The 19,564-nt window shown below is 28.1% G+C and carries 22 protein-coding genes; 3 read left to right on the top strand and 19 right to left on the bottom strand.

Annotated features, from left to right (window positions below):
- Nucleotides 1-214 precede the first annotated feature (214 nt).
- Both ACYUEX_RS01535 and ACYUEX_RS01530 read right to left on the bottom strand, forming a co-directional pair.
- Complete coding sequence (locus tag ACYUEX_RS01535) at nt 215-319, bottom strand: hypothetical protein (RefSeq protein ID WP_460286261.1); 105 nt, start codon at nt 317-319, stop codon at nt 215-217.
- On the bottom strand, nt 312-461 hold the full coding sequence (locus tag ACYUEX_RS01530) for a hypothetical protein (protein ID WP_460286260.1): 150 nt from the start codon (nt 459-461) through the stop codon (nt 312-314). The genes ACYUEX_RS01535 and ACYUEX_RS01530 overlap by 8 nt, the downstream gene beginning before the upstream one ends.
- Nucleotides 462-850: 389 nt before the next feature.
- On the opposite strand from ACYUEX_RS01530, the gene fba reads away from it, so the two are divergent.
- The gene (fba, locus tag ACYUEX_RS01525) at nt 851-1,714 is read left to right on the top strand and encodes a class II fructose-1,6-bisphosphate aldolase (protein ID WP_411169931.1); all 864 of its coding nucleotides are present in this window, start codon (nt 851-853) and stop codon (nt 1,712-1,714) included.
- 113 nt (nt 1,715-1,827) lie between these two features.
- Here fba and ACYUEX_RS01520 read toward each other — a convergent pair whose 3' ends face one another.
- Nucleotides 1,828-2,643 (bottom strand): ZIP family metal transporter, encoded by an 816-nt coding sequence (locus ACYUEX_RS01520; RefSeq protein WP_411169930.1) that lies wholly within the window; start codon nt 2,641-2,643, stop codon nt 1,828-1,830.
- A gap of 95 nt (nt 2,644-2,738) precedes the next feature.
- Nucleotides 2,739-3,299 carry a class IV adenylate cyclase gene (locus ACYUEX_RS01515; RefSeq protein WP_460286259.1) on the bottom strand — a complete coding sequence of 187 codons (561 nt, stop codon included), beginning with the start codon at nt 3,297-3,299 and terminating at the stop codon, nt 2,739-2,741.
- Between the two features lie 333 nt (nt 3,300-3,632).
- On the opposite strand from ACYUEX_RS01515, the gene ACYUEX_RS01510 reads away from it, so the two are divergent.
- On the top strand, nt 3,633-4,679 hold the full coding sequence (locus tag ACYUEX_RS01510) for an HD-GYP domain-containing protein (protein WP_460286258.1): 1,047 nt from the start codon (nt 3,633-3,635) through the stop codon (nt 4,677-4,679).
- Between the two features lie 219 nt (nt 4,680-4,898).
- Here ACYUEX_RS01510 and aroF read toward each other — a convergent pair whose 3' ends face one another.
- From aroF to ACYUEX_RS01435, 15 genes are all read right to left on the bottom strand, one after another.
- Complete coding sequence (aroF, locus tag ACYUEX_RS01505; RefSeq protein WP_460286257.1) at nt 4,899-5,921, bottom strand: 3-deoxy-7-phosphoheptulonate synthase; 1,023 nt, start codon at nt 5,919-5,921, stop codon at nt 4,899-4,901.
- A 46-nt stretch (nt 5,922-5,967) separates the two neighbouring features.
- Nucleotides 5,968-6,399 carry a type II 3-dehydroquinate dehydratase gene (gene aroQ, locus ACYUEX_RS01500; RefSeq protein ID WP_460286256.1) on the bottom strand — a complete coding sequence of 144 codons (432 nt, stop codon included), beginning with the start codon at nt 6,397-6,399 and terminating at the stop codon, nt 5,968-5,970.
- Nucleotides 6,400-6,522: 123 nt separating this feature from the next.
- The gene (locus tag ACYUEX_RS01495) at nt 6,523-7,023 is read right to left on the bottom strand and encodes a shikimate kinase (protein WP_460286255.1); all 501 of its coding nucleotides are present in this window, start codon (nt 7,021-7,023) and stop codon (nt 6,523-6,525) included.
- A gap of 17 nt (nt 7,024-7,040) precedes the next feature.
- Complete coding sequence (gene aroE / locus ACYUEX_RS01490) at nt 7,041-7,850, bottom strand: shikimate dehydrogenase (protein WP_460286254.1); 810 nt, start codon at nt 7,848-7,850, stop codon at nt 7,041-7,043.
- A gap of 120 nt (nt 7,851-7,970) precedes the next feature.
- The gene (locus ACYUEX_RS01485; RefSeq protein WP_460286253.1) at nt 7,971-8,387 is read right to left on the bottom strand and encodes a GNAT family N-acetyltransferase; all 417 of its coding nucleotides are present in this window, start codon (nt 8,385-8,387) and stop codon (nt 7,971-7,973) included.
- A gap of 286 nt (nt 8,388-8,673) precedes the next feature.
- Entirely contained in the window at nt 8,674-8,964 is a 291-nt protein-coding gene (locus ACYUEX_RS01480) for a chorismate mutase (protein ID WP_460286252.1), read from the bottom strand.
- A gap of 2 nt (nt 8,965-8,966) precedes the next feature.
- The gene (gene aroC / locus ACYUEX_RS01475) at nt 8,967-10,049 is read right to left on the bottom strand and encodes a chorismate synthase (RefSeq protein WP_460286251.1); all 1,083 of its coding nucleotides are present in this window, start codon (nt 10,047-10,049) and stop codon (nt 8,967-8,969) included.
- Nucleotides 10,027-11,322, bottom strand: a complete 1,296-nt coding sequence (gene aroA / locus ACYUEX_RS01470; protein ID WP_460286250.1) for a 3-phosphoshikimate 1-carboxyvinyltransferase — start codon at nt 11,320-11,322, stop codon at nt 10,027-10,029. Before aroA ends, aroC begins: the two co-directional genes overlap by 23 nt.
- Nucleotides 11,323-11,413: 91 nt before the next feature.
- Nucleotides 11,414-12,463, bottom strand: coding sequence for a 3-dehydroquinate synthase (aroB, locus tag ACYUEX_RS01465; protein ID WP_460286249.1), 1,050 nt, complete (start codon nt 12,461-12,463; stop codon nt 11,414-11,416).
- A gap of 63 nt (nt 12,464-12,526) precedes the next feature.
- Complete coding sequence (gene cls / locus ACYUEX_RS01460; RefSeq protein ID WP_460286248.1) at nt 12,527-13,954, bottom strand: cardiolipin synthase; 1,428 nt, start codon at nt 13,952-13,954, stop codon at nt 12,527-12,529.
- Nucleotides 13,955-14,181: 227 nt separating this feature from the next.
- A complete protein-coding gene (locus tag ACYUEX_RS01455; RefSeq protein ID WP_411168699.1) occupies nt 14,182-14,730 on the bottom strand; it encodes an NADH peroxidase in 549 nt (182 codons plus the stop codon).
- Nucleotides 14,731-14,978: 248 nt separating this feature from the next.
- Nucleotides 14,979-15,926 (bottom strand): siderophore ABC transporter substrate-binding protein, encoded by a 948-nt coding sequence (locus ACYUEX_RS01450; protein WP_460286247.1) that lies wholly within the window; start codon nt 15,924-15,926, stop codon nt 14,979-14,981.
- Nucleotides 15,927-15,967: 41 nt separating this feature from the next.
- The gene (locus ACYUEX_RS01445; RefSeq protein WP_460286246.1) at nt 15,968-16,723 is read right to left on the bottom strand and encodes an iron ABC transporter ATP-binding protein; all 756 of its coding nucleotides are present in this window, start codon (nt 16,721-16,723) and stop codon (nt 15,968-15,970) included.
- Complete coding sequence (locus ACYUEX_RS01440; RefSeq protein ID WP_460286245.1) at nt 16,720-17,673, bottom strand: iron chelate uptake ABC transporter family permease subunit; 954 nt, start codon at nt 17,671-17,673, stop codon at nt 16,720-16,722. The genes ACYUEX_RS01445 and ACYUEX_RS01440 overlap by 4 nt, the downstream gene beginning before the upstream one ends.
- Entirely contained in the window at nt 17,673-18,608 is a 936-nt protein-coding gene (locus ACYUEX_RS01435; protein ID WP_460286244.1) for an ABC transporter permease, read from the bottom strand. The genes ACYUEX_RS01440 and ACYUEX_RS01435 overlap by 1 nt, the downstream gene beginning before the upstream one ends.
- A 180-nt stretch (nt 18,609-18,788) precedes the next feature.
- On the opposite strand from ACYUEX_RS01435, the gene ACYUEX_RS01430 reads away from it, so the two are divergent.
- A complete protein-coding gene (locus ACYUEX_RS01430; protein WP_460286243.1) occupies nt 18,789-19,511 on the top strand; it encodes an exosporium glycoprotein BclB-related protein in 723 nt (240 codons plus the stop codon).
- Nucleotides 19,512-19,564 lie beyond the last annotated feature (53 nt).

Raw genomic sequence — 19,564 nt, 5'->3', positions numbered from 1 at the left:
AGCATTTCTTACTGATTAAATTACCTTTTCACCTCCTCAAGATAACGTTTACTTAATATGTATATTTATTTTTTATATGTATTCTATTAAATTGCTTAATATTAGAATCATAATGTTCATTTACAAAGGCAATGTATAAAATATCTATTAAATTTAATTGTGCTATTATAGAAGAACTTACACCTTTTCTAAATATTAATTCTGTTATAGCTACCTACAAATTATAATCTGCTATTTTACCTATAGGAGAACTATCTGATCTAGTAATTGCAATAATAGGAGCATCAATTTCCTTTATGACCGTTGCACATTTAATCACTTCTTCTATAAGCCCCGAATAACTGATAAATATTACAGTCTACTACAGACTCTGGATTCTTTAATAGATAATTTATTATTTCCCTCTCAGTTTCACTTGACTTATTTATATATTCTTGTAATTCTACAATTACGCTTTTCATAAGGTAATCTCCATCTTCAAATAAATCCTAGCAGCTAAAAATTATCTCTTTAATATAATACCATATTATGGAAATTTTATTTCAAAATTTGATTAGTTTTATCATTTTGCTATTTATTTAATGATATTTTCCTTCAAATAATAAATTTAATAAAACTATGATTGAAATTTGTAAAAATAATATTCAAATTTATTTATACTTAAAAATTTTACCTAAATAGTTATAATATTTATGTACTAGAAATTAAATTCTAATTTTTTTGTTTCAATTAAATTTATTTTGAGTTATAATACTATTGACAAGAATAAATATGTAAAGTATATGTTCTTACTAAATTTTAGCTTTACAGCTTAATTATAATAAAATTTAAAGTTATGGAGGTTTATACCATGTTAGTTTCAGCAAAAGAAATGTTAAACAAGGCTAAAGCGGGAAAATACGCTGTTGGTCAATTCAATATCAACAACTTAGAATGGACTAAAGCTATTTTATTAACTGCTCAAGAAAATAATTCACCTGTTATTTTAGGAGTTTCAGAAGGAGCTGCTAAATACATGTGTGGTTTCAAAACTATAGTTTCAATGGTAAACGGAATGATGGAAGAGTTAAAAATCACTGTTCCTGTTGCAATACACCTAGACCATGGTAGCTATGATGGAGCTTTAAAAGCTATGGAAGCTGGATTCTCATCAATAATGTTTGATGGATCTCACTATCCAATAGATGAAAATATAGCTAAAACAACTGAAATGGTTAAATTAACTACTGAAAAAGGAATTTCTTTAGAAGCAGAAGTTGGTTCAATCGGTGGAGAAGAAGACGGAGTTGTAGGTGCTGGTGAAATAGCTGATGCTGCTGAATGTAAGGCAATTGCTGACTTAGGAGTTACTATGTTAGCTGCTGGTATCGGTAATATCCACGGACAATATCCTGAAAACTGGAAGGGATTAAGCTTTGATGCATTAGAAGCTATAAGCAATTCTACTAACAATGTTCCTCTAGTATTACACGGTGGTACTGGAATTCCAGAAGATATGATTAAGAAAGCTATCTCTTTAGGAGTTGCAAAAATCAATGTTAACACTGAGTGTCAATTAGCATTTGCAGAAGGCACTAGAAAATATATTGAAGCTGGAAAAGACCTACAAGGAAAAGGCTTTGACCCAAGAAAGCTTTTAGGTCCAGGATTTGAAGCTATAAAAGCTACAGTTAAAGAAAAAATGGAATTATTCGGATCAGTTAACCAAGCTTAATTCCATAAAATATAAAGGTAGAAACGCATTGTTTCTACCTTTTAGTTTATCTAATTTTAAATAACCTTATAGATAAATTTGTATTAACCTTTAATTAAAAATATTAATTTATGTTATCCTAGAGCCACATCTAATACCATCATAACTATAAATCCTAATATTAATCCTAGTGTTGTTAACTTTTTATTTTCCATTGATGCTTCGGGCAATAATTCAGCTCCTACTACAGCAATCATTGCTCCTGCTGAAAATGATAATAGAAATGGTAGAATACTTCTTACTGATAAAGCTGCTATTACTCCTATAACACCAGCTATTGGTTCAACTAGACCTGATGCTTGGCCATATAAAAAACTTTTGGTTCTTGATATTCCTTCTCTTCTTAATGGTAGAGATACAGCTGCTCCTTCTGGAAAATTTTGAAGCCCTATTCCTAATGCTAAAGTCATTGCTGCAATTAAAGATGTACCTGGAATACCAACTGCAACTCCTCCAAATGCAACTCCTACCGCAAGTCCTTCTGGAATATTATGAAGTGTTACAGCTAAGACTAGCAATATACTTTTTTTATACTTTGTTGTTTTTGGTAAGCTTTTCTCATCTTTATTTGCTACTACACCATAAGAATAAGTATCCATTAATTTATCAGCAAATATTAAAAATAACCCACCTAAGAAAAATCCCACTGCTGGAATCACAAAACCACTATATCCAAGTTCATTACAAAGTTCAATAGCAGGATTTAATAAAGACCAAAAACTAGCTGCAATCATTACTCCAGCTCCAAAGCCTAGCATAGTATTTAGTATTTTTTTGTCTACTTTCTTAAAGAAAAATACCAGTGATGCTCCCAAAGCTGTAATAAACCAAGTAAATAAAGTTGCAACTAATCCTTGTAAAACAGGGCTGAGTCCACTAAACCAATCCACGTCCTATCCTCCTTAGCATTTAAATTCCTTAATTACAATTTACTAAAGAGGATATCTTTTTGTTACAAATAAATACAAAATATTACATTTATAATTTAAAGGCCTTTCCCATCACCTAAACTCAGTCCCTTTTCTTCTAATATTTCATATATAGTTTTTGATGTGGTGTCGTCTATTGTATAACCAATTAAATCTAATATTTTTTTTAAGCTTTCCTCAGAAGATGTTTCAATCTCTAAATATGGAAATGGACAGAAACTTTCGTCATTTATATCTATTTCAATTAAAGAACCTTTTATCTCATAACTTTCTCTATACTTTTTAATTGACTGCCTAAGTTGCAATCCTAAAGATAAAAGAATTTTATTTGCTGCTTCTTTATCTTCAACTATTGTTTCATTTTCTTCCATAACTTTAAAAGTATCTTGACTTAACATTTTTTTTGTTGTCATATATATAATTTCTTTATTTGTAATTTTATCATCTGTTATTCTTATTCTTGCATATCCTTTATTATTAAGAAGCCTATTATCTTCAAAATCATATATATTATTTATTTGATATTCTTCCTTTACCTTAGATGCTCCAAGCTCTCTAAGTTTTTTTCTAATTTCATCAACATTTATATCAATTATTCTAGTTTCTAATTCTTTCATGAAAATCTACTCCTTTCAAAAATTATATAAGATATTATACCATAGTAAAATTAAAAGCAGATAAGCTTTTATTCTTCCCTACCTTTAATTAAATTATATTAATCTATAGTTTTGTATTATTTAGTTTAATATTTATTATTGTATATTCTTTATAGGCACTACACAAAAAAATAGATATTACCATGTCTATTATTACAAATTTAACCTTATAGTATAAAATTTTTCATTTACTGTCCGAGATTAAATATGTAAGCAATAATTTACATTAATTCTATTAAATTGTATAATTATAGCAATTACATTTATAAAAATTTATTCTGTGAGGTTAAATTAATGAATTTTAAAAAAAAGACTCTAAATATTAGGGATTTAAAAGAAGGTATGGTTACAGCTGATGAAATATTGTCTAATGGTAAAGTTCTTGTAGGAAAAGATAAAGTTCTTACTGAGCATATGTTAAATAAATTAAATTCTCTTTGTACCTTTGATGATATTGAAATATACACCAATGAAAAAGATAATTCTGAGGAAATTGTAGCTTTAAAGGCTGCTGATAAAACCCTTAATAATATATCTATAGATGTTAAACTTATATTTGATAACGTTAAAACCCTTCAATCATATAACACAAATGAAATAAACAAATATGCAAAAAAATTAATGAAAGAACTTAAATTAAATAATAAAATATTAAAAAGTGTAGTATTGCATGGTAGCGGAGATGATTGTATATATAGACATTCTGTTAATGTTGCATCTTTAAGCTATTTATTTGGAAAGTGGCATGGATTAAATGACGCTCAATTACATAATCTTATATATGCTTCTTTGCTTCATGACTTTGGAAAAACTAAAATTGATAAAAAAATATTAAATAAAAAAGGAAAACTTAACAAAGAAGAATTTGAAACAATAAAAACTCATACAACTGTTGGATACAATGAAATAAAAAATATTCCTTTTATAAGTAAATCTGTGATTTATTCAATTTTAATGCACCATGAAAGATGTGATGGTTCTGGATATCCTCTTGGACTTAAAGGTAATCAAATTCATGAATTTGCTAAAATTATAGCTATTTCAGATACATTTGATGCGATAAATTCTAATAGATGTTATAAGAAAAAAAGTAAACCTTTGGAAGCACTTAGGATAATTCAAGAAGAAAGCTTAAATAAACTAGATTATACTCTATGTTGTACATTTCTAAAAGGTATGGCAAATTTCTATACTGGTCAAGAGGTATTATTAAACAATGATTCAAAAGCTAAAATAATACAAATTGATTTAAATAATATTTCTTCACCACTTATATTATGTGAAGATGAATTTATAGACTTAACTAAAACTGATGATTTATACATTGTAGAAATTTTATAAATTACGAATATAAAGGCGAAGATAAATAGATATGTTCTATAAGCATATTCTATTTATCTTCGCCAACTTATATTTCTCCACTTAAAATTATTAAATGAAGAATTCTCCTCATTAATACATGTCATTAAGTTTAATTCACAATTTATTACTTTAGGATATAACTTTAATAACTAAATATCTTACAATAGTTATTCACAATAAATATAAAAATATAATTTCCTAAAGAGTTTTTATTTTTTTGTCTTCTATTTCTGCTAGTATCTTAACTTTATCCATTAAGTTTTTAAATGATTCTGGCTTAATTGATTGTTGTCCATCACTTAAAGCACATTGTGGATTGTTATGTACTTCTATCATAAGGCCATCTGCCCCTGCACTTATAGCAGCTTTTGCTAATGGCTCTACAAGATACCAATATCCAGCTGCATGGCTTGGATCTACTATTACTGGCAAATGTGATTTTCTCTTTACCACAGGAACTGCACTTAAATCTAATGTATTTCTTGTGTAATTTTCAAATGTTCTTATCCCTCTCTCACAAAGAATTACATTTTCATTACCTTCTGCCATTATGTACTCAGCGGACATTAACCATTCTTCTATAGTAGCTGAAAGCCCTCTTTTTAATAAAACTGGTTTATTAGTCCTTCCTATTTGCTTTAACAAATCAAAGTTTTGCATATTTCTAGCACCAATTTGAATTATATCAACATCTCTAACAAATATATCTATATAATCAGTTGACATTATTTCCGTTACTATTGGTAATCCAGTTGCTTCTCTAGCCTTTTTTAATAATTCTAACCCTTCTAATTCTAGGCCTTGGAAACTATATGGAGATGTTCTTGGCTTAAATGCTCCTCCTCTTAAAAAAGTTGCACCTGATTCCTTAACACTTTTAGCTATTTCAATTATTTGTTCTTCACTTTCAACAGAGCAAGGTCCTGCCATAACAGCTAAGTTATTTCCTCCAATTAAACTTCCCTTTACATCAATTACAGTATCTTCAGGCTTGAATAATCTATTAGCCTTCTTGTATGGTTCTTCAACATTAAGTACCTTATCAACTCCTGGAAATCTTAAAAGTTTATCTGAATCTATTGTTCTAGTTTCTCCAACTACTGCCAACATACAAAATGTAGCTCCTTGTGATAAGTGAACTTCTAACCCTCTACTCTCTAATTCTCTCTTAACCTTCCACACTTCATCTTTATTACAATTTGGATTCATTATAATAATCATCTCTGTCCTCCATGCTACAAAACAATTTAAACTGTAAAATTTAAAATTATTTTTTATTCTTTAATGCTTCCATTGCCATTACATAACCATATTCTTTAAAGCCACAAATTTGACCTATACATGCTGGTGCTATAACTGACTTATGTCTGAATTCTTCTCTTGCATGTATATTTGATAAGTGTACTTCTATAGTATTTATATTTACTGCTTTTATTGCATCAAATATAGCATAACTATAATGAGTATATGCTCCTGGATTTATTATCATTCCGTCATAATTTTCATAATATGCTTCATGAATTGTATTGATTATTTCACCTTCAATATTGCTTTGAAAAAGTGTTATATCGATATTTCTTTTTTGCCCCTCTTCTTTTATATAATTGCATATATCTTCAAAATTTCTAGTTCCATAAATGCCTTTCTCTCTTATGCCAAGCATATTTAAATTAGGACCATTTATAACTAGTATTTTCATAAAATCGCTCCTTTATATTAAGCTTATAGCTATAAATATATATGATTCTAATTCACTATTAAACTTGCTTTTTGAATTTTAACTATTGATTTCAATTTAAATATAGATAATGTAGAATATTAATTAGAACATATATATATTACTTTTAATTTTATATACAATATCATTTATTGTTCCATCATTAACTATCTTAAAATCACAATATTTATTATATAAATTATATCTTTCTAAATATAAGTTGTAAAGTTTAGACTTACCTTCTGCTAATAACGGTCTTGAATTGATATCAATATCATTAGCTATATCTTCTATTTGTCTGTCAATAAATATAATTATACTATTTCCCTTAAATAACTCTATATTCTTTTTTCTTTTAATTATCCCTCCACCAGTTGATATAACAGCTTTATTTTTATTGCTTAATTCTGCGCAAGCCCTTGTTTCATAATCTCTAAAATGCTCTTCATTTATATTGAATAATTCTTTTATAGTTTTATTGGAAACTTCCTCTATATAATTGTCCATATCATAAAAATCATAGTTTATATCCTTAGCTAGCTCTTTTCCAATAGTTGTTTTTCCACATCCTGGCATACCAATTAGTAAAATTATATCTTTATTCATTTTTGTTCTCCTTTAAACTAAATGAATTGCAATTTTATTTTCTCATATATCTTTTTTATTACTTCCTCTTCTATTTCTTTCTCTTGCCATATCTCTTGACTTTTAACTGCCTGCCCTATAAGCATATAAAGTCCTCCAATGCTTTTCTTTCCTAATGACTTTCCGATGCTTAAAAACATAGTTTCAGTTGGATTATATATTAAGTCTAATAAAACATCAAAATTTTTTATTACATATTCACAAACTGGAGTTTTATCTATATTTGGATACATACCAACAGGAGTTGAGTTTATAATTATATCTCCCCTTAAGTCTTCTAATTGGTCGTAACTTATAACTTTAACATTTTCTAAATTAAATTCTCTTTTATCTGGATTTCTACTTACTATATAAACATTACTTATACCATTATCTAAAAGATAATATAAAACTGCCTTACAAGCTCCTCCATTCCCTAATATAACTGCTCTTTTCCCCTCTACATTAATGTCATTAGCTTTTAACATATATCCAAAACCATAATAATCAGTATTATGCCCATATAACTTATTATTCTTTAACCATATGGTATTTATAGCCCCTATTCTCTCTGCCTCTTTGGATATACTGTCTATATGTTTAATTATTTCTTCTTTATATGGTATTGTAACGTTTGCTCCTTTTATTTTTAATATTTTTAAAGCCTTTGCAAACTCTTGAAGGTTTTTCTCTTTAACTTCAAATAACTTATAAGCTCCTTCTCTATCTATTAATTTTAATATTTCACTATGAATTTGAGGTGATAAGCTATGTGAAAGCTTTTCTCCTAATAATCCATAAAACTCCATAATTATGTCTCCTTAAACTATTATTTTAATTTTTATTATAGCATAATCAATTTATTATTTCTTTATAAATAATTAGAGTGATGAACCTGACTAATTTAAGTTAGTTTCACCACTCTTCTATTATTGCAAATTTGTATTTTTTATAAATTTAAAATCATTATCTAATGTAAATCCTTGTCTTTTATAAAATTTAATTTCTTCTTCATTACAGTTTTTATTCGAAGATATAATATAATTTGCCCCTTTACTTTTTTTACTTTTTTCTAGTTCTAACATCAATTGATGTCCTACACCAAGCCCTCTATACTTTTCGTCTACAATTATATCTTCAATTCCAACTACCTTATTAGCTTTTATATCCTCATTTAAATTGCTACTAATATAGCCTATAACATCATCATTTAATTGAGCTACAATCATTAAGTGATTTCTATCTTCTAAGATATATTTTACCTTAGAATAATCTATCTTAGAATTAAGCTTATTAATATCATTATAATCATTTAACTCCATCTCTCTAACATCAAAACCCACCATAGAAATTCCTCCCCAGCTTTAGTAAACCTTTTCAAAATATAGTTTTTTAAAAAGATTGTTATTTTTATACCCTTTTAACTTTTCTGAAAATTCTAATAATTATTGGTATACTAATTATACATCTAAAACTTCCTAATTTCTACTATTTTTTTATGCTCTTCTAATAAAAGCTTTCAAAAGAGAACGTGGACATATGTAAATTTACTTATTCCAACGCCAACTTACATACGTCCACGTACAAACTAAAGTTAAGGAAAGTATAAAGAAAAAATCTAATTTCCCTAATTTAATTGCTAGAATTCTTATCTTCTTTAATTATATTTTCTTGAAGAATCCTACTTAATTCCATTATATTTTTAAAAAAGCTCTGTGCAAAATTAGAATAATTCTTATTCTTAAGCTTCATTATATTTTTTTCTATAACTTCCTCTTCTCTTTTTCCATTAAAAATTGGTAAACTGTTTTTCTTTTTATAGGCTCCAACTTTAGCTGAAATATCCATCCTTTTCTCAAATAGTGCTATTAGTTCTTTATCAATGGTATCAATTTCTTTTCTATAGTTATCTAACTCATTCATTCCTATTCTATCCCCTTTGTTAAATCAAGTAAACCTATTGCTGTCACGGCTTCAATAACTGGTACTGCTCTTTGAACTATACAAGGATCGTGTCTTCCTTCTACTTTTAATTTTACATTTTCTTTAGCTTTTATATCTATTGTATTTTGTTCTTTTATAATAGAGGCTGTAGGCTTTATAGCAACCTTAAATACTATTGGCATTCCATTAGTTATTCCACCTAATATTCCACCATTGTTATTAGTTTTTGTCTTAACCTTATCTTTATCATAATAATATTCATCATTGCACTCCGAACCAAACATATTAGTCATTTCAAAGCCCTTACCAAACTCTATTCCCTTTACAGCTGGTACTGAAAATATTAAATGGGCTAATGTAGACTCTACTGAATCAAAAAATGGATTTCCTATCCCTGGATTTATTCCTATAACAGCACACTCTATACTTCCACCAACAGAGTCTCCTTCATATTTTGCTTGTAGTATCGTGTTTTTTATTTTCTCTTCTAGGGAATTATCTATTAATGGTAATTCCTTGTTTCTTAATTCTAATAATTCTTCTTTGGATATATTTATACTATTAAATTCTTTATCAACTACATTCTTTATTGAAGAAATGTGGGCTCCAATAAATATTCCTTTTTCCTCTAATATCTGTTTGCATATAGCTCCAGCAAATACTAGTGGAGCAGTTATTCTCCCTGAAAAGTGCCCTCCCCCTCTATAATCATTGAAACCAGAATATCTTGAATTTCCTGTAAAATCAGCATGACCTGGTCTCATATAATCTTTTGTTTTACTATAATCTTTTGATCTAGTATCACCATTTCTTATTATTGCACAAAGAGGGGTTCCTGTAGTTCTTCCTTGGAAATAACCACTTAATATTTCAGGAAGATCCCTTTCCTTTCTTGCTGTTGATATTTGATTTTTACCTGGAGCTCTTCTTGACATTTCCAAAAGAATTTTTTCCATATCAATTTCAAAGCCTGATGGTAACCCATCTATATTTATTCCTATAGCATTTCCATGGGATTCTCCAAATATAGAAACCTTTATGCTATTCCCCCATATCCCACTCATCTACACTGCCTCCTAGCATTTTAAAATCCTCAAAGAAATTTGGATATGATTTTGCAACACAATCATAATCCTTTATTATTATAGGCTCTCTACACCTAGTTGAGGCTATAGCTAAGCTCATTGCTATTCTATGATCTTTCCAGCTCCAAACTTCAACTCCACCTTCAAATTCATCTATTCCCTCTATTATAAGCCCATCTTCTTTTTCTTCTACTTTAGCACCAATCTTATTAAGCTCAGTTGCTATCGCTTTTAGCCTATCACATTCTTTAATTCTAAGCCTTCCTCCATTTATAATTTCAGTTCTCCCTTTTGCTAAAGCTGCAACTGTTGACAACACTGGAATTATATCAGGACATTGAGATGCATCTATAACCGTTGATATTAATTCATTATCTATAGTGCAATTAATGCTATTTTCATTAACGTGAAATTTAGCACCCATTCTTTCTAATATCTTTATTACTTCCTTATCTCCCTGTAATGATTTTATATTTAAGTCATCAATTACAACATTTGATCCTAGGGCATCTGCTGAAAGATAAAATGCTGCTTGAGAGTAATCTCCCTCAACTCTATAGTTTCTAGATATATATCTTTGGTTACCTTTAATTATAAACTCTTTATAATTGTTATTTTCTATTTCTATTCCAAAATTCTTCATACAAGAAAGAGTTAAATCTATATAACCTTTTGATTCTATATCAGTAGTTATAATTATTTTAGAGTCACCATCTAATAAAGGAAGAGAAAATAATAATCCAGTTATAAACTGTGAGCTTATATTCCCTGGCAAAGTAAACTCTCCTGATTTTAGAACACCTTTAACTATCATATTTAATTCGTTCTCAACATAATTATATTTAATTCCCTGTTCTTTAAATATATCAAAATATGTATCTAAAGGTCTTTTTCCTAAGTTACCTTTGCCCACAAATTTAGTAATTCCAGCAAATAAAAGAGAAATAGGTATTATAAATCTTAAAGTAGAACCTGATTCATTACAGTCAATAACCCTAACATTACTTTTTATTGAATCTTCTCTATACATTCCACTAACAATCACTTTATCTTCTTCTTTAATAATTGTTGCTCCTAAAGCAATCATTGCATCTATAGTTGCATTAATATCATCTGAGTAATCTATATTCTCTATAGTAGATGTTCCCACTCCAAGAGCTGCACAAATAATAGCTCTGTGTGACATACTCTTTGAGGGAGGCACCTTAACAATTCCATCTAATTTAGATCTTCTTATTTTTAATGTCTTCATAAAACACCACCCTTATTAATGATTACGGTAATAAAATAACTTTCACTAACTTTATTATATTGTTCTCTTAATTTCTTATTTTCAGACTCTCTTATTCTATAAATATTTTGCTAGTAGTTGTATATATAAAGCTATTCCCTATTTCTTTTAGAAATATTAAATTAAGATTTGCCCCTAAATTCTTCTTATCTAATTCCACTGTCTTAATTATTTCATTAATATTAATATTTAATTCATATGGTAATTGGTATTTAATTAATATCCTCTTTATTCTATCTGCTGTACCACCTTTAGTACACTTCAGCGTTTCGCTTAATTTAGTTATTTCATACATTCCTATTGCAATAGCTTCTCCATGTGTATACTTACTATATTTAAAGTATTGTTCTATTGCATGACCTATTGTATGACCAAAATTTAAAAGCATTCTTTCTCCAGTATCCTTTTCATCTTTTTCCACAATTTCTGTTTTAATTTTGCAACAATTGTGAATAATGTATTCTATATTGTTTATAACTTCTTTTTTATCTCTATAATTAAATAGCCTTTCAAAAAAATCTTTATCCTCTATACAACCATATTTAATAACTTCAGCCATACCATCATTAAAAACTCTTTCACTTAAAGTTTCTAAAACTATAGGATCTATAATAACCTTCTTTGGATGATAAAAACTACCTACTAAATTTTTTCCCTTATCTAAATCTACTCCTACTTTTCCTCCTACACTGCTATCTACTTGAGCAAGTAAAGTAGTTGGACATTGTACAAATGGTACACCCCTTAAATAAGTAGATGCAACAAATCCACCTAAATCCCCAATAACTCCACCACCTAAGGTTATAATTAAATCACTTCTAGTAAATTTAAAATTTAAAAGTTCATCATATATTAAAGGTAAAGTAAAAAAGACTTTTGTTTCTTCCCCTGGATCCAACACTAACTTTTTACATTCATATCCTTCTTGAGTTAAGCTATTTAAAATATTGCTACCATAATGCTTATCAACATTTTTATCAGTTAAAATAAAAACTTTATTTCCTTTAAAAGTCCCCTTTATTTCATAAGCAATTTTATTTAATAAGCCTTTTTCTATAATAATATCATAGTTACTATGATTTAAATTTACAGATAATTTCAAAACATCACCTCTTACAATTAAACTAATTAGAGAATTAAGACTACTATTAAAAACTCTTTAACACTACAATATAGGAGCAATTAACATAATTAAAGCTTCTTTAATTCTTATCCATTTCCCTCTATTGTTATATTCATCCATCGTAACAAGATTACAAACTTCTATATCTTTATAAAAAACTTCCTCTTGTGCTTTAGCAAAATCATCTTCAAATATAAATGCATTTATTTCAAAGTTCAATTGAAAACTTCTTATATCTAAATTAGCTGTCCCTATACTACATACTTTCCCATCTGCTACGATAGTTTTCGCGTGAATAAATCCTTTTTGGTATCTATATATCTTTACACCACATTCTATAAGTTCACCCATATTGGCGCTAAGTATCCACTCCATAAAGAAATGATCTGGCTTTCCTGGAACCATTATTCTTACATCTACTCCTGATAAAGCTGCTATTTTTAAAGCTTCTTTCATTGGCTCATCTGGGACTAAGTATGGGGTTTGAATATACACATTTTTCTTCGCATTATTAATTATTTTCATATATGCATTTTTTATATACTCTTCTTTATGATCTGGACCTGATGATATTATTTGCATCCCTACTTCCCCGTAGATTTCTTGCTTAGTGAAATATTTTTCATAGCTTTTAAGTTCTCCTTCTGATGCATAATCCCAATCTAGTATAAATCTCTTATTTAGTTCATTTACAGCTTCACCTTGAACTCTTATGTGCGTATCTCTCCAAAAATCAAACTGTTTTCCCTTATTTATATATTCATCACCTACATTGAATCCACCTACATATCCTATCTTACCATCTATAACAACAATTTTTCTATGATTTCTATAGTTTAAACGTATATTTATATAAGGTAATATTCCTGGGAAAAAAACTTTGAATTTTATTCCTAAGCTCCTTATATATCTAATATCCTTTCCTCTTATACTCTTAGATCCCATAGCATCAACTAAGAGTCTAACTTCAACTCCATCATCTACTTTTTTCTTTAACTCATTTATAATTTTCTTTCCTAATCCATCTAGTCTAAATATATAATACTCAATATGTATAAAATCTTTAGCAGATTTTATGTCTTCAACTAAATCATTAAATTTTTCTTCTCCGTTTATATAGCTTTTAATGCTATTTCCTGTTGTATAAAGAGCTCCTGAATGGTTATAATTCATCATTATAAGATCCATATACTCATCAGATATTCTCTGCGCTCTTTTTTCTTCCTTAAATTCTTCTAATAATTTTCTGGATTTCTTTTCATCTGTAACTTTCTTTTCTCTAAATATTTTTTGTCTACTTAAATTTTGACCAAATATCAAATATATTATAAATCCTACCCCTGGAAGAACTAATAATATCAATAACCATGCCCAAGTAGTAGTTGGCTCTTTTCTCTCTATAAATATTAGAGATATTGCAGATAAAATACTAATAGCATAAGCTACTATTAATAAAATAGATGCATTCATTTTATATCACCTCTATCTGAACTTATTTTATTCTATTATCTTATTATATACATTTTTATAATATTATGAAAGAAATAAGAATTTATATTGCAATTTCCAATTCGTTTTTATTATAAATTGTTGAGCTCTGAAACTCTTATATAAAAATATAAAAAGAAGTTATATCTCTAATGACTTTATTAATCATTAGAGAATAACTCCTTTTCTGAGAATCTATATACTTATAATTAGTTTTGTCCGAAATATCTGTCTAATAATCCTTTGAATGCTTGACCATGTCTAGCTTCATCTTTACACATTTCATGAACTGTATCATGAACTGCATCTAAGTTTAATTGTTTAGCTAATGTTGCTAAATCTTTCTTTCCTTGGCAAGCTCCGTGTTCTGCATTTACTCTTGCTTGTAAGTTAGCCTTTGTATCTGCTACTACTACTTCTCCAATTAATTCTGCAAATTTAGCTGCATGTTCTGCTTCTTCAAATGCTATTCTCTTATATGCTTCAGCTACTTCTGGGAATCCTTCTCTGTCTGCTTGTCTTGACATTGCTAAGTACATTCCTACTTCTGTACATTCTCCTACAAAGTTAGCTTGTAATCCTTCCATTACTCTTGGATCTACATCTTTTGCTACTCCTACTCTGTGTTCATCTGCCCATGCTAAATCTCCTGATTGTTCTACGAACTTATCTGCTCCAACCTTACATACTGGACATTGTGCTGGCGCCATATCCCCTTCATGAACGTATCCACATACTGTACAAACAAATTTCTTCATAATTTAAAATCCTCCTCATTTATATCTTAATTTAATTATAATCTTTTTTTATTTTGTAATTCCTGTTTACATTTATTATTATATAATAATTATTATTAGTTGTAAAGAGTTTTTTATAAAATTTTATAATAAATAAAAGTAAGGCACTTTTACAATTTAAAAGCATCCTACTTTTATAAATAAACTTAAATTTTCTTAACTTAACGTATTTTTATATAAAGAGATATTTGATTACTAATTATAGAATTTTACTTAAGTGAGTTTTCTATTTCTGTAAGCATTACATCTGTTGACATTAATCCGCTACCACCTATATACCATGCTTGTGGATTTAAATAAACAATGTTGCCTTCTTTATATGCGTCTGTTGTTTTTACTAATTCATTTTCTATAACTTCTTTCGCTGGTTTTTGATTTCCGCCTACTACAGCTCCTCTATCTATAACAAATAAATATCCTGGGTTTTTAGCTTTTAAATATTCATATGAAACATCTTGTCCATGTCCTGACACCTCAATTTTATCATCAGCAGGAGCGAATCCAAACTTATCATATATCATTCTGAATCTTGATCCTTGTCCAAAAACGCTTATCTTACTATCACTAACCATTGAAACTAAGGCAGTTTTATTTAATTTTTTAACTTTTTTGTTTATTGCTTCAACTCTAGTATTTATATCTTTTAATTTATTATCAGCTACATCTTTCTTATCAAATATAGTTCCTAGAACATCTATATTTGTCTCTAATGAACCAAAATGATCTCCATCCTTTGTTCCTAAGAATACTACTGGTGCTATCTTAGCTAGCTCATCATAAAAAGATTCTTGTCTTCCTTCTATTATAATTAAATCTGGCTTTAATTCATTTATTTTTTCCATATTAAATTCTTTTAAAGCACCTAAATCAGCATATTTACTATCTTTATACTTTTCTAAATATGATGGTAATGAATTTTTAGGCAACCCAACTGGTTCTACCCCTAATTCAGTCATTATATCTAATGAACCTAAATCTAATACAACTACTCTTTCTGGCTTTAATGGAACTTCTTTTTCTCCCTTTCTATCTACAATTTTAACTGTCTTTTCAACTTGTGTTTGTGTTGTAGATTCACCTTTAAATTTATATACTCCAAAGCCACCAAGCATTAATACTATTATAATACCTATAATTATTCCTATTTTTTTATTCATTTTAAAATTCCTCCATTTTATAAAAATTTATATTAATTATGTTAAAAATATATACATATTCTTTGATTGTTAACTTCTCTTATATTAAAGTTCATCTCATAAAGTTTACTTAAGCTATCCTCTGTAATAATATTTTCCCAGCTGCCATTTTCAACTAATTTCCCATCCTTTAAAGCAACTATATTATCTGAATAGCAAGATGCAAAGTTTATATCATGAATAACTATTATAATTGTTTTCCTTAAGTCATTAACCATTTTTCTAAGTAGCTTCATCATTTCTGCTGAATGCTTCATATCTAAATTGTTTAGTGGTTCATCTAAAAGTATATAATCTGTATCTTGAGCTACTATCGTAGCTATATAAGCTCTTTGCTTTTGCCCACCGCTAAGCTCATCTAAATATTTATCTTGTATATCTATAAGCTTCATATATTCTAAAGCCTTATCTACTAAAATTTCATCTTCTTCTTTTAACTTTCCTTCACAATATGGGAACCTTCCAAAGGATACTAATTCTCTAATTGTTAATCTTATATTTATATTGTTACTTTGCTTAAGTATAGATAATTTTTTTGAAAGTTCTTTTGTATCCCATGATTTAAGTTCTTTACCATCTATAAATACCTCTCCTTCATCCATATCCATGAGTCTTGATATTATAGATAGAACTGTGCTTTTTCCTGCACCATTAGGACCTATAAAAGATGTTATTTTTCCTTTTTCTATATTAAAAGAAACATTTTCTAAAACTTTTTTACTTCCATAACTTTTACTTATATTTTTAACTTCTATCATGCTCTACTCTCCCTTAACAGTAAATTTATAAAATAAACTCCTCCTATGAAGTTAATTATTATTCCCACTGTTGTATTAAAATTAAATACTCTTTCAACTAAAAATTGTCCTCCTACCAAAGCTATAACACTAATTAATATACCTACTATAATTAATTCAGTATGCTTATGGCTTCTTATAACTTCATAAGTTAAATTTACTACTATAATTCCTAAGAAAGTTATTGGTCCAACCAAAGCTGTTGATAAAGATACTAATATAGCTACTATTACTAATATTTTTTTACTAAATTTATCGTAATCTATACCTAAATTTATTGCTTGTTCTCTACCTAATGACATAACATCTAGTTTTTTAAAGTCATCATATAAGAATGCAAAAAGTATTAGTATAACTATAATTGATACAAACAGTATCTGTGTATTTACTAAACTAAATGAAGCATATAATCTACTTTGTAATGCATCATATTCATTAGGATCTATAAGAACTTGAATAAAAGTTGAGAAACTTCTAAATAAAGTTCCTAGTACTGTTCCTACTAAAAGCAAGAAAAATATATTGTTTTTCCCTTTTTTTAATACAACTTTAAATAATAGCATTGCAAGTCCTATCATAATTGTTCCTGATGCTATGAAGTTTATAGTTTTGTTAGTCATAAATATAGAGCTTGACCCAAATACAAATACTACAAAACTTTGAACTAAGCCATATAATGCATCTAATCCTATTATGCTAGGTGTAATAATTCTATTATTTGTAATAGTTTGAAATAGTATTGATGCTACTGCTATTGTTCCTCCTGCTATTATTATCCCTAAAACCTTTGGAAGTCTATGTGATAAATTGTAAGTATAGTTATTAGAATTTAATCCCCATACAATATATAAAATTAAAAAAATTACTGCTAGTATAAAAAGTGCCCATGTTCTTTTTTTCTTATTTATCATTACTTATTCCTCCTAAATATTAGATAAAGGAATATTATTCCACCAATTACCCCAACAGTTAAATCTATTGGTATTTCATAAGGGAAAATTATTAAACGACTTAATATATCACATGCTAATAAAAAGCTAGATCCTAAAAGTGCAACTAAAGGCATATTATTTTTTAAGTTGTCCCCTTTCCAAATAGATACAATATTAGGGATAATAAGTCCTATAAATGGGATACTTCCAACTGTTATTACAACTAAAGCTGATATTAATGCAACTAATATAACTCCTATATTAGTTACTCTTTTGTAGTTTAGCCCAAGGCTAACTGACATATCTTCCCCCATACCTGCTAATGTAAACTTATGTACATACGAAAAAGCAATTATTACCAAGGGAATACTTAAGTACAATATTTCATAGTTTCCCTTTATTACTGATGAGAAACTACCTTGCATAAAAGCTCCAATATTTTGAGTTAAGTTGTATTTGAATGCAAAGAAATCTGTTATTGAGCCTATTACATTTCCGAGCATTATACCTACTAATGGAATAAAAATTACATTTTTAAATTTTATTTTTTTAAGTATTGCCATAAAAATAAAAGTACCTATTATTGCAAATACAAAGGATAAAAACATTTTTTGCATTATAGTAGCTGAGTTGAACACTATTAATGAAAATAAAACTCCAAGCTTAGCCGAATCAACTGTTGCTGCTGTTGTTGGCGAAATAAATTTATTATTACTTATTTGCTGCATTATAACTCCACTAATGCTCATTCCTATTCCGGCTACTAATATGCTTAACACCCTAGGTATCCTACTTATCATAAGCACTTCTATTTCTTCTGCTCCTATATTAAAAAAATTAATATCTGATACTCCAACAAATAGGGATATTACTGATAATATAATAGTAGTTGCTATTAAAGATTTCTTAGTCATATACTCACTCCTGTTATTTGATAATTTCTATCAATTGATTATTAGTATAGATGATAAAGATTATCATTGTCAATTATTTTTTTAAAATAAATCAACATATTTTTATATAGAATTAACATTTTTAAATTTTCTGCATATTATGTAATATATCAATAACTTATGAAAAAAGGAGAAATACAAATGAGTATTGACAATTATCCAAATAATTTTTATTACGATCATTCTTCAAATGATTATTCAGACTCTAAAGCAATGTACGAAGAAGATGAATGTGACGATAAGCACAGATGGCATGATGATGACAAATGTCATGATGATCACAAATGTCATGATGATCACAGATGTCATGAAAGACATTGTAGAGAAATAAGATTAGCTTCAAGTATAATTCCATTTGCATCAGGAGGTACTGTAAGCTTAAATGTAATTCAACCTAATACTGTTAATGTAAATGAAAGTGCAATTGCTTTTGGTAATAATGCAACTCCACTTACATTAAATGTACCGAGTGGAACTATTACTTTGCCGCTAGCGGGCACTGTTAATATGGCATTTACTATGCCAAGAAATGGAATTATAAGATCACTAGCTGCAGATTTTACTTTATCTAATTTATCAGGTATTACTGCAGGGGCAGTTCTTATAAGGGCTCAGTTATACAGATCATTCCCACCAAGTATTACTTTCACAGCAATACCAGGTACAGAAGTAACATTAGCACCACCAATCACAGGTGCTTCAATTATAGGTAGTGTATCTACTGGAATTAGGCGAAATATAAATATACCTGTAAGAAGGCAAACACGCTTAATGTTAGTTTTCTCAGCTATAGCTCAAGGAACAACAACTGTTGCTCCTAATCCAATAGTAGGTTATGCAAGTGCAGGATTGGGTATATTATAAAAAATTTAAAATAGATTTAAATAATATCTTATAAAAAATAAAAAATAGGGGAT

This window comes from Clostridium sp. CTA-7 (genome assembly GCF_054768095.1).
The sequence above is the reverse complement of the archived record's forward strand: the minus strand, read 5'-3'. Positions and strand labels throughout refer to the sequence as shown.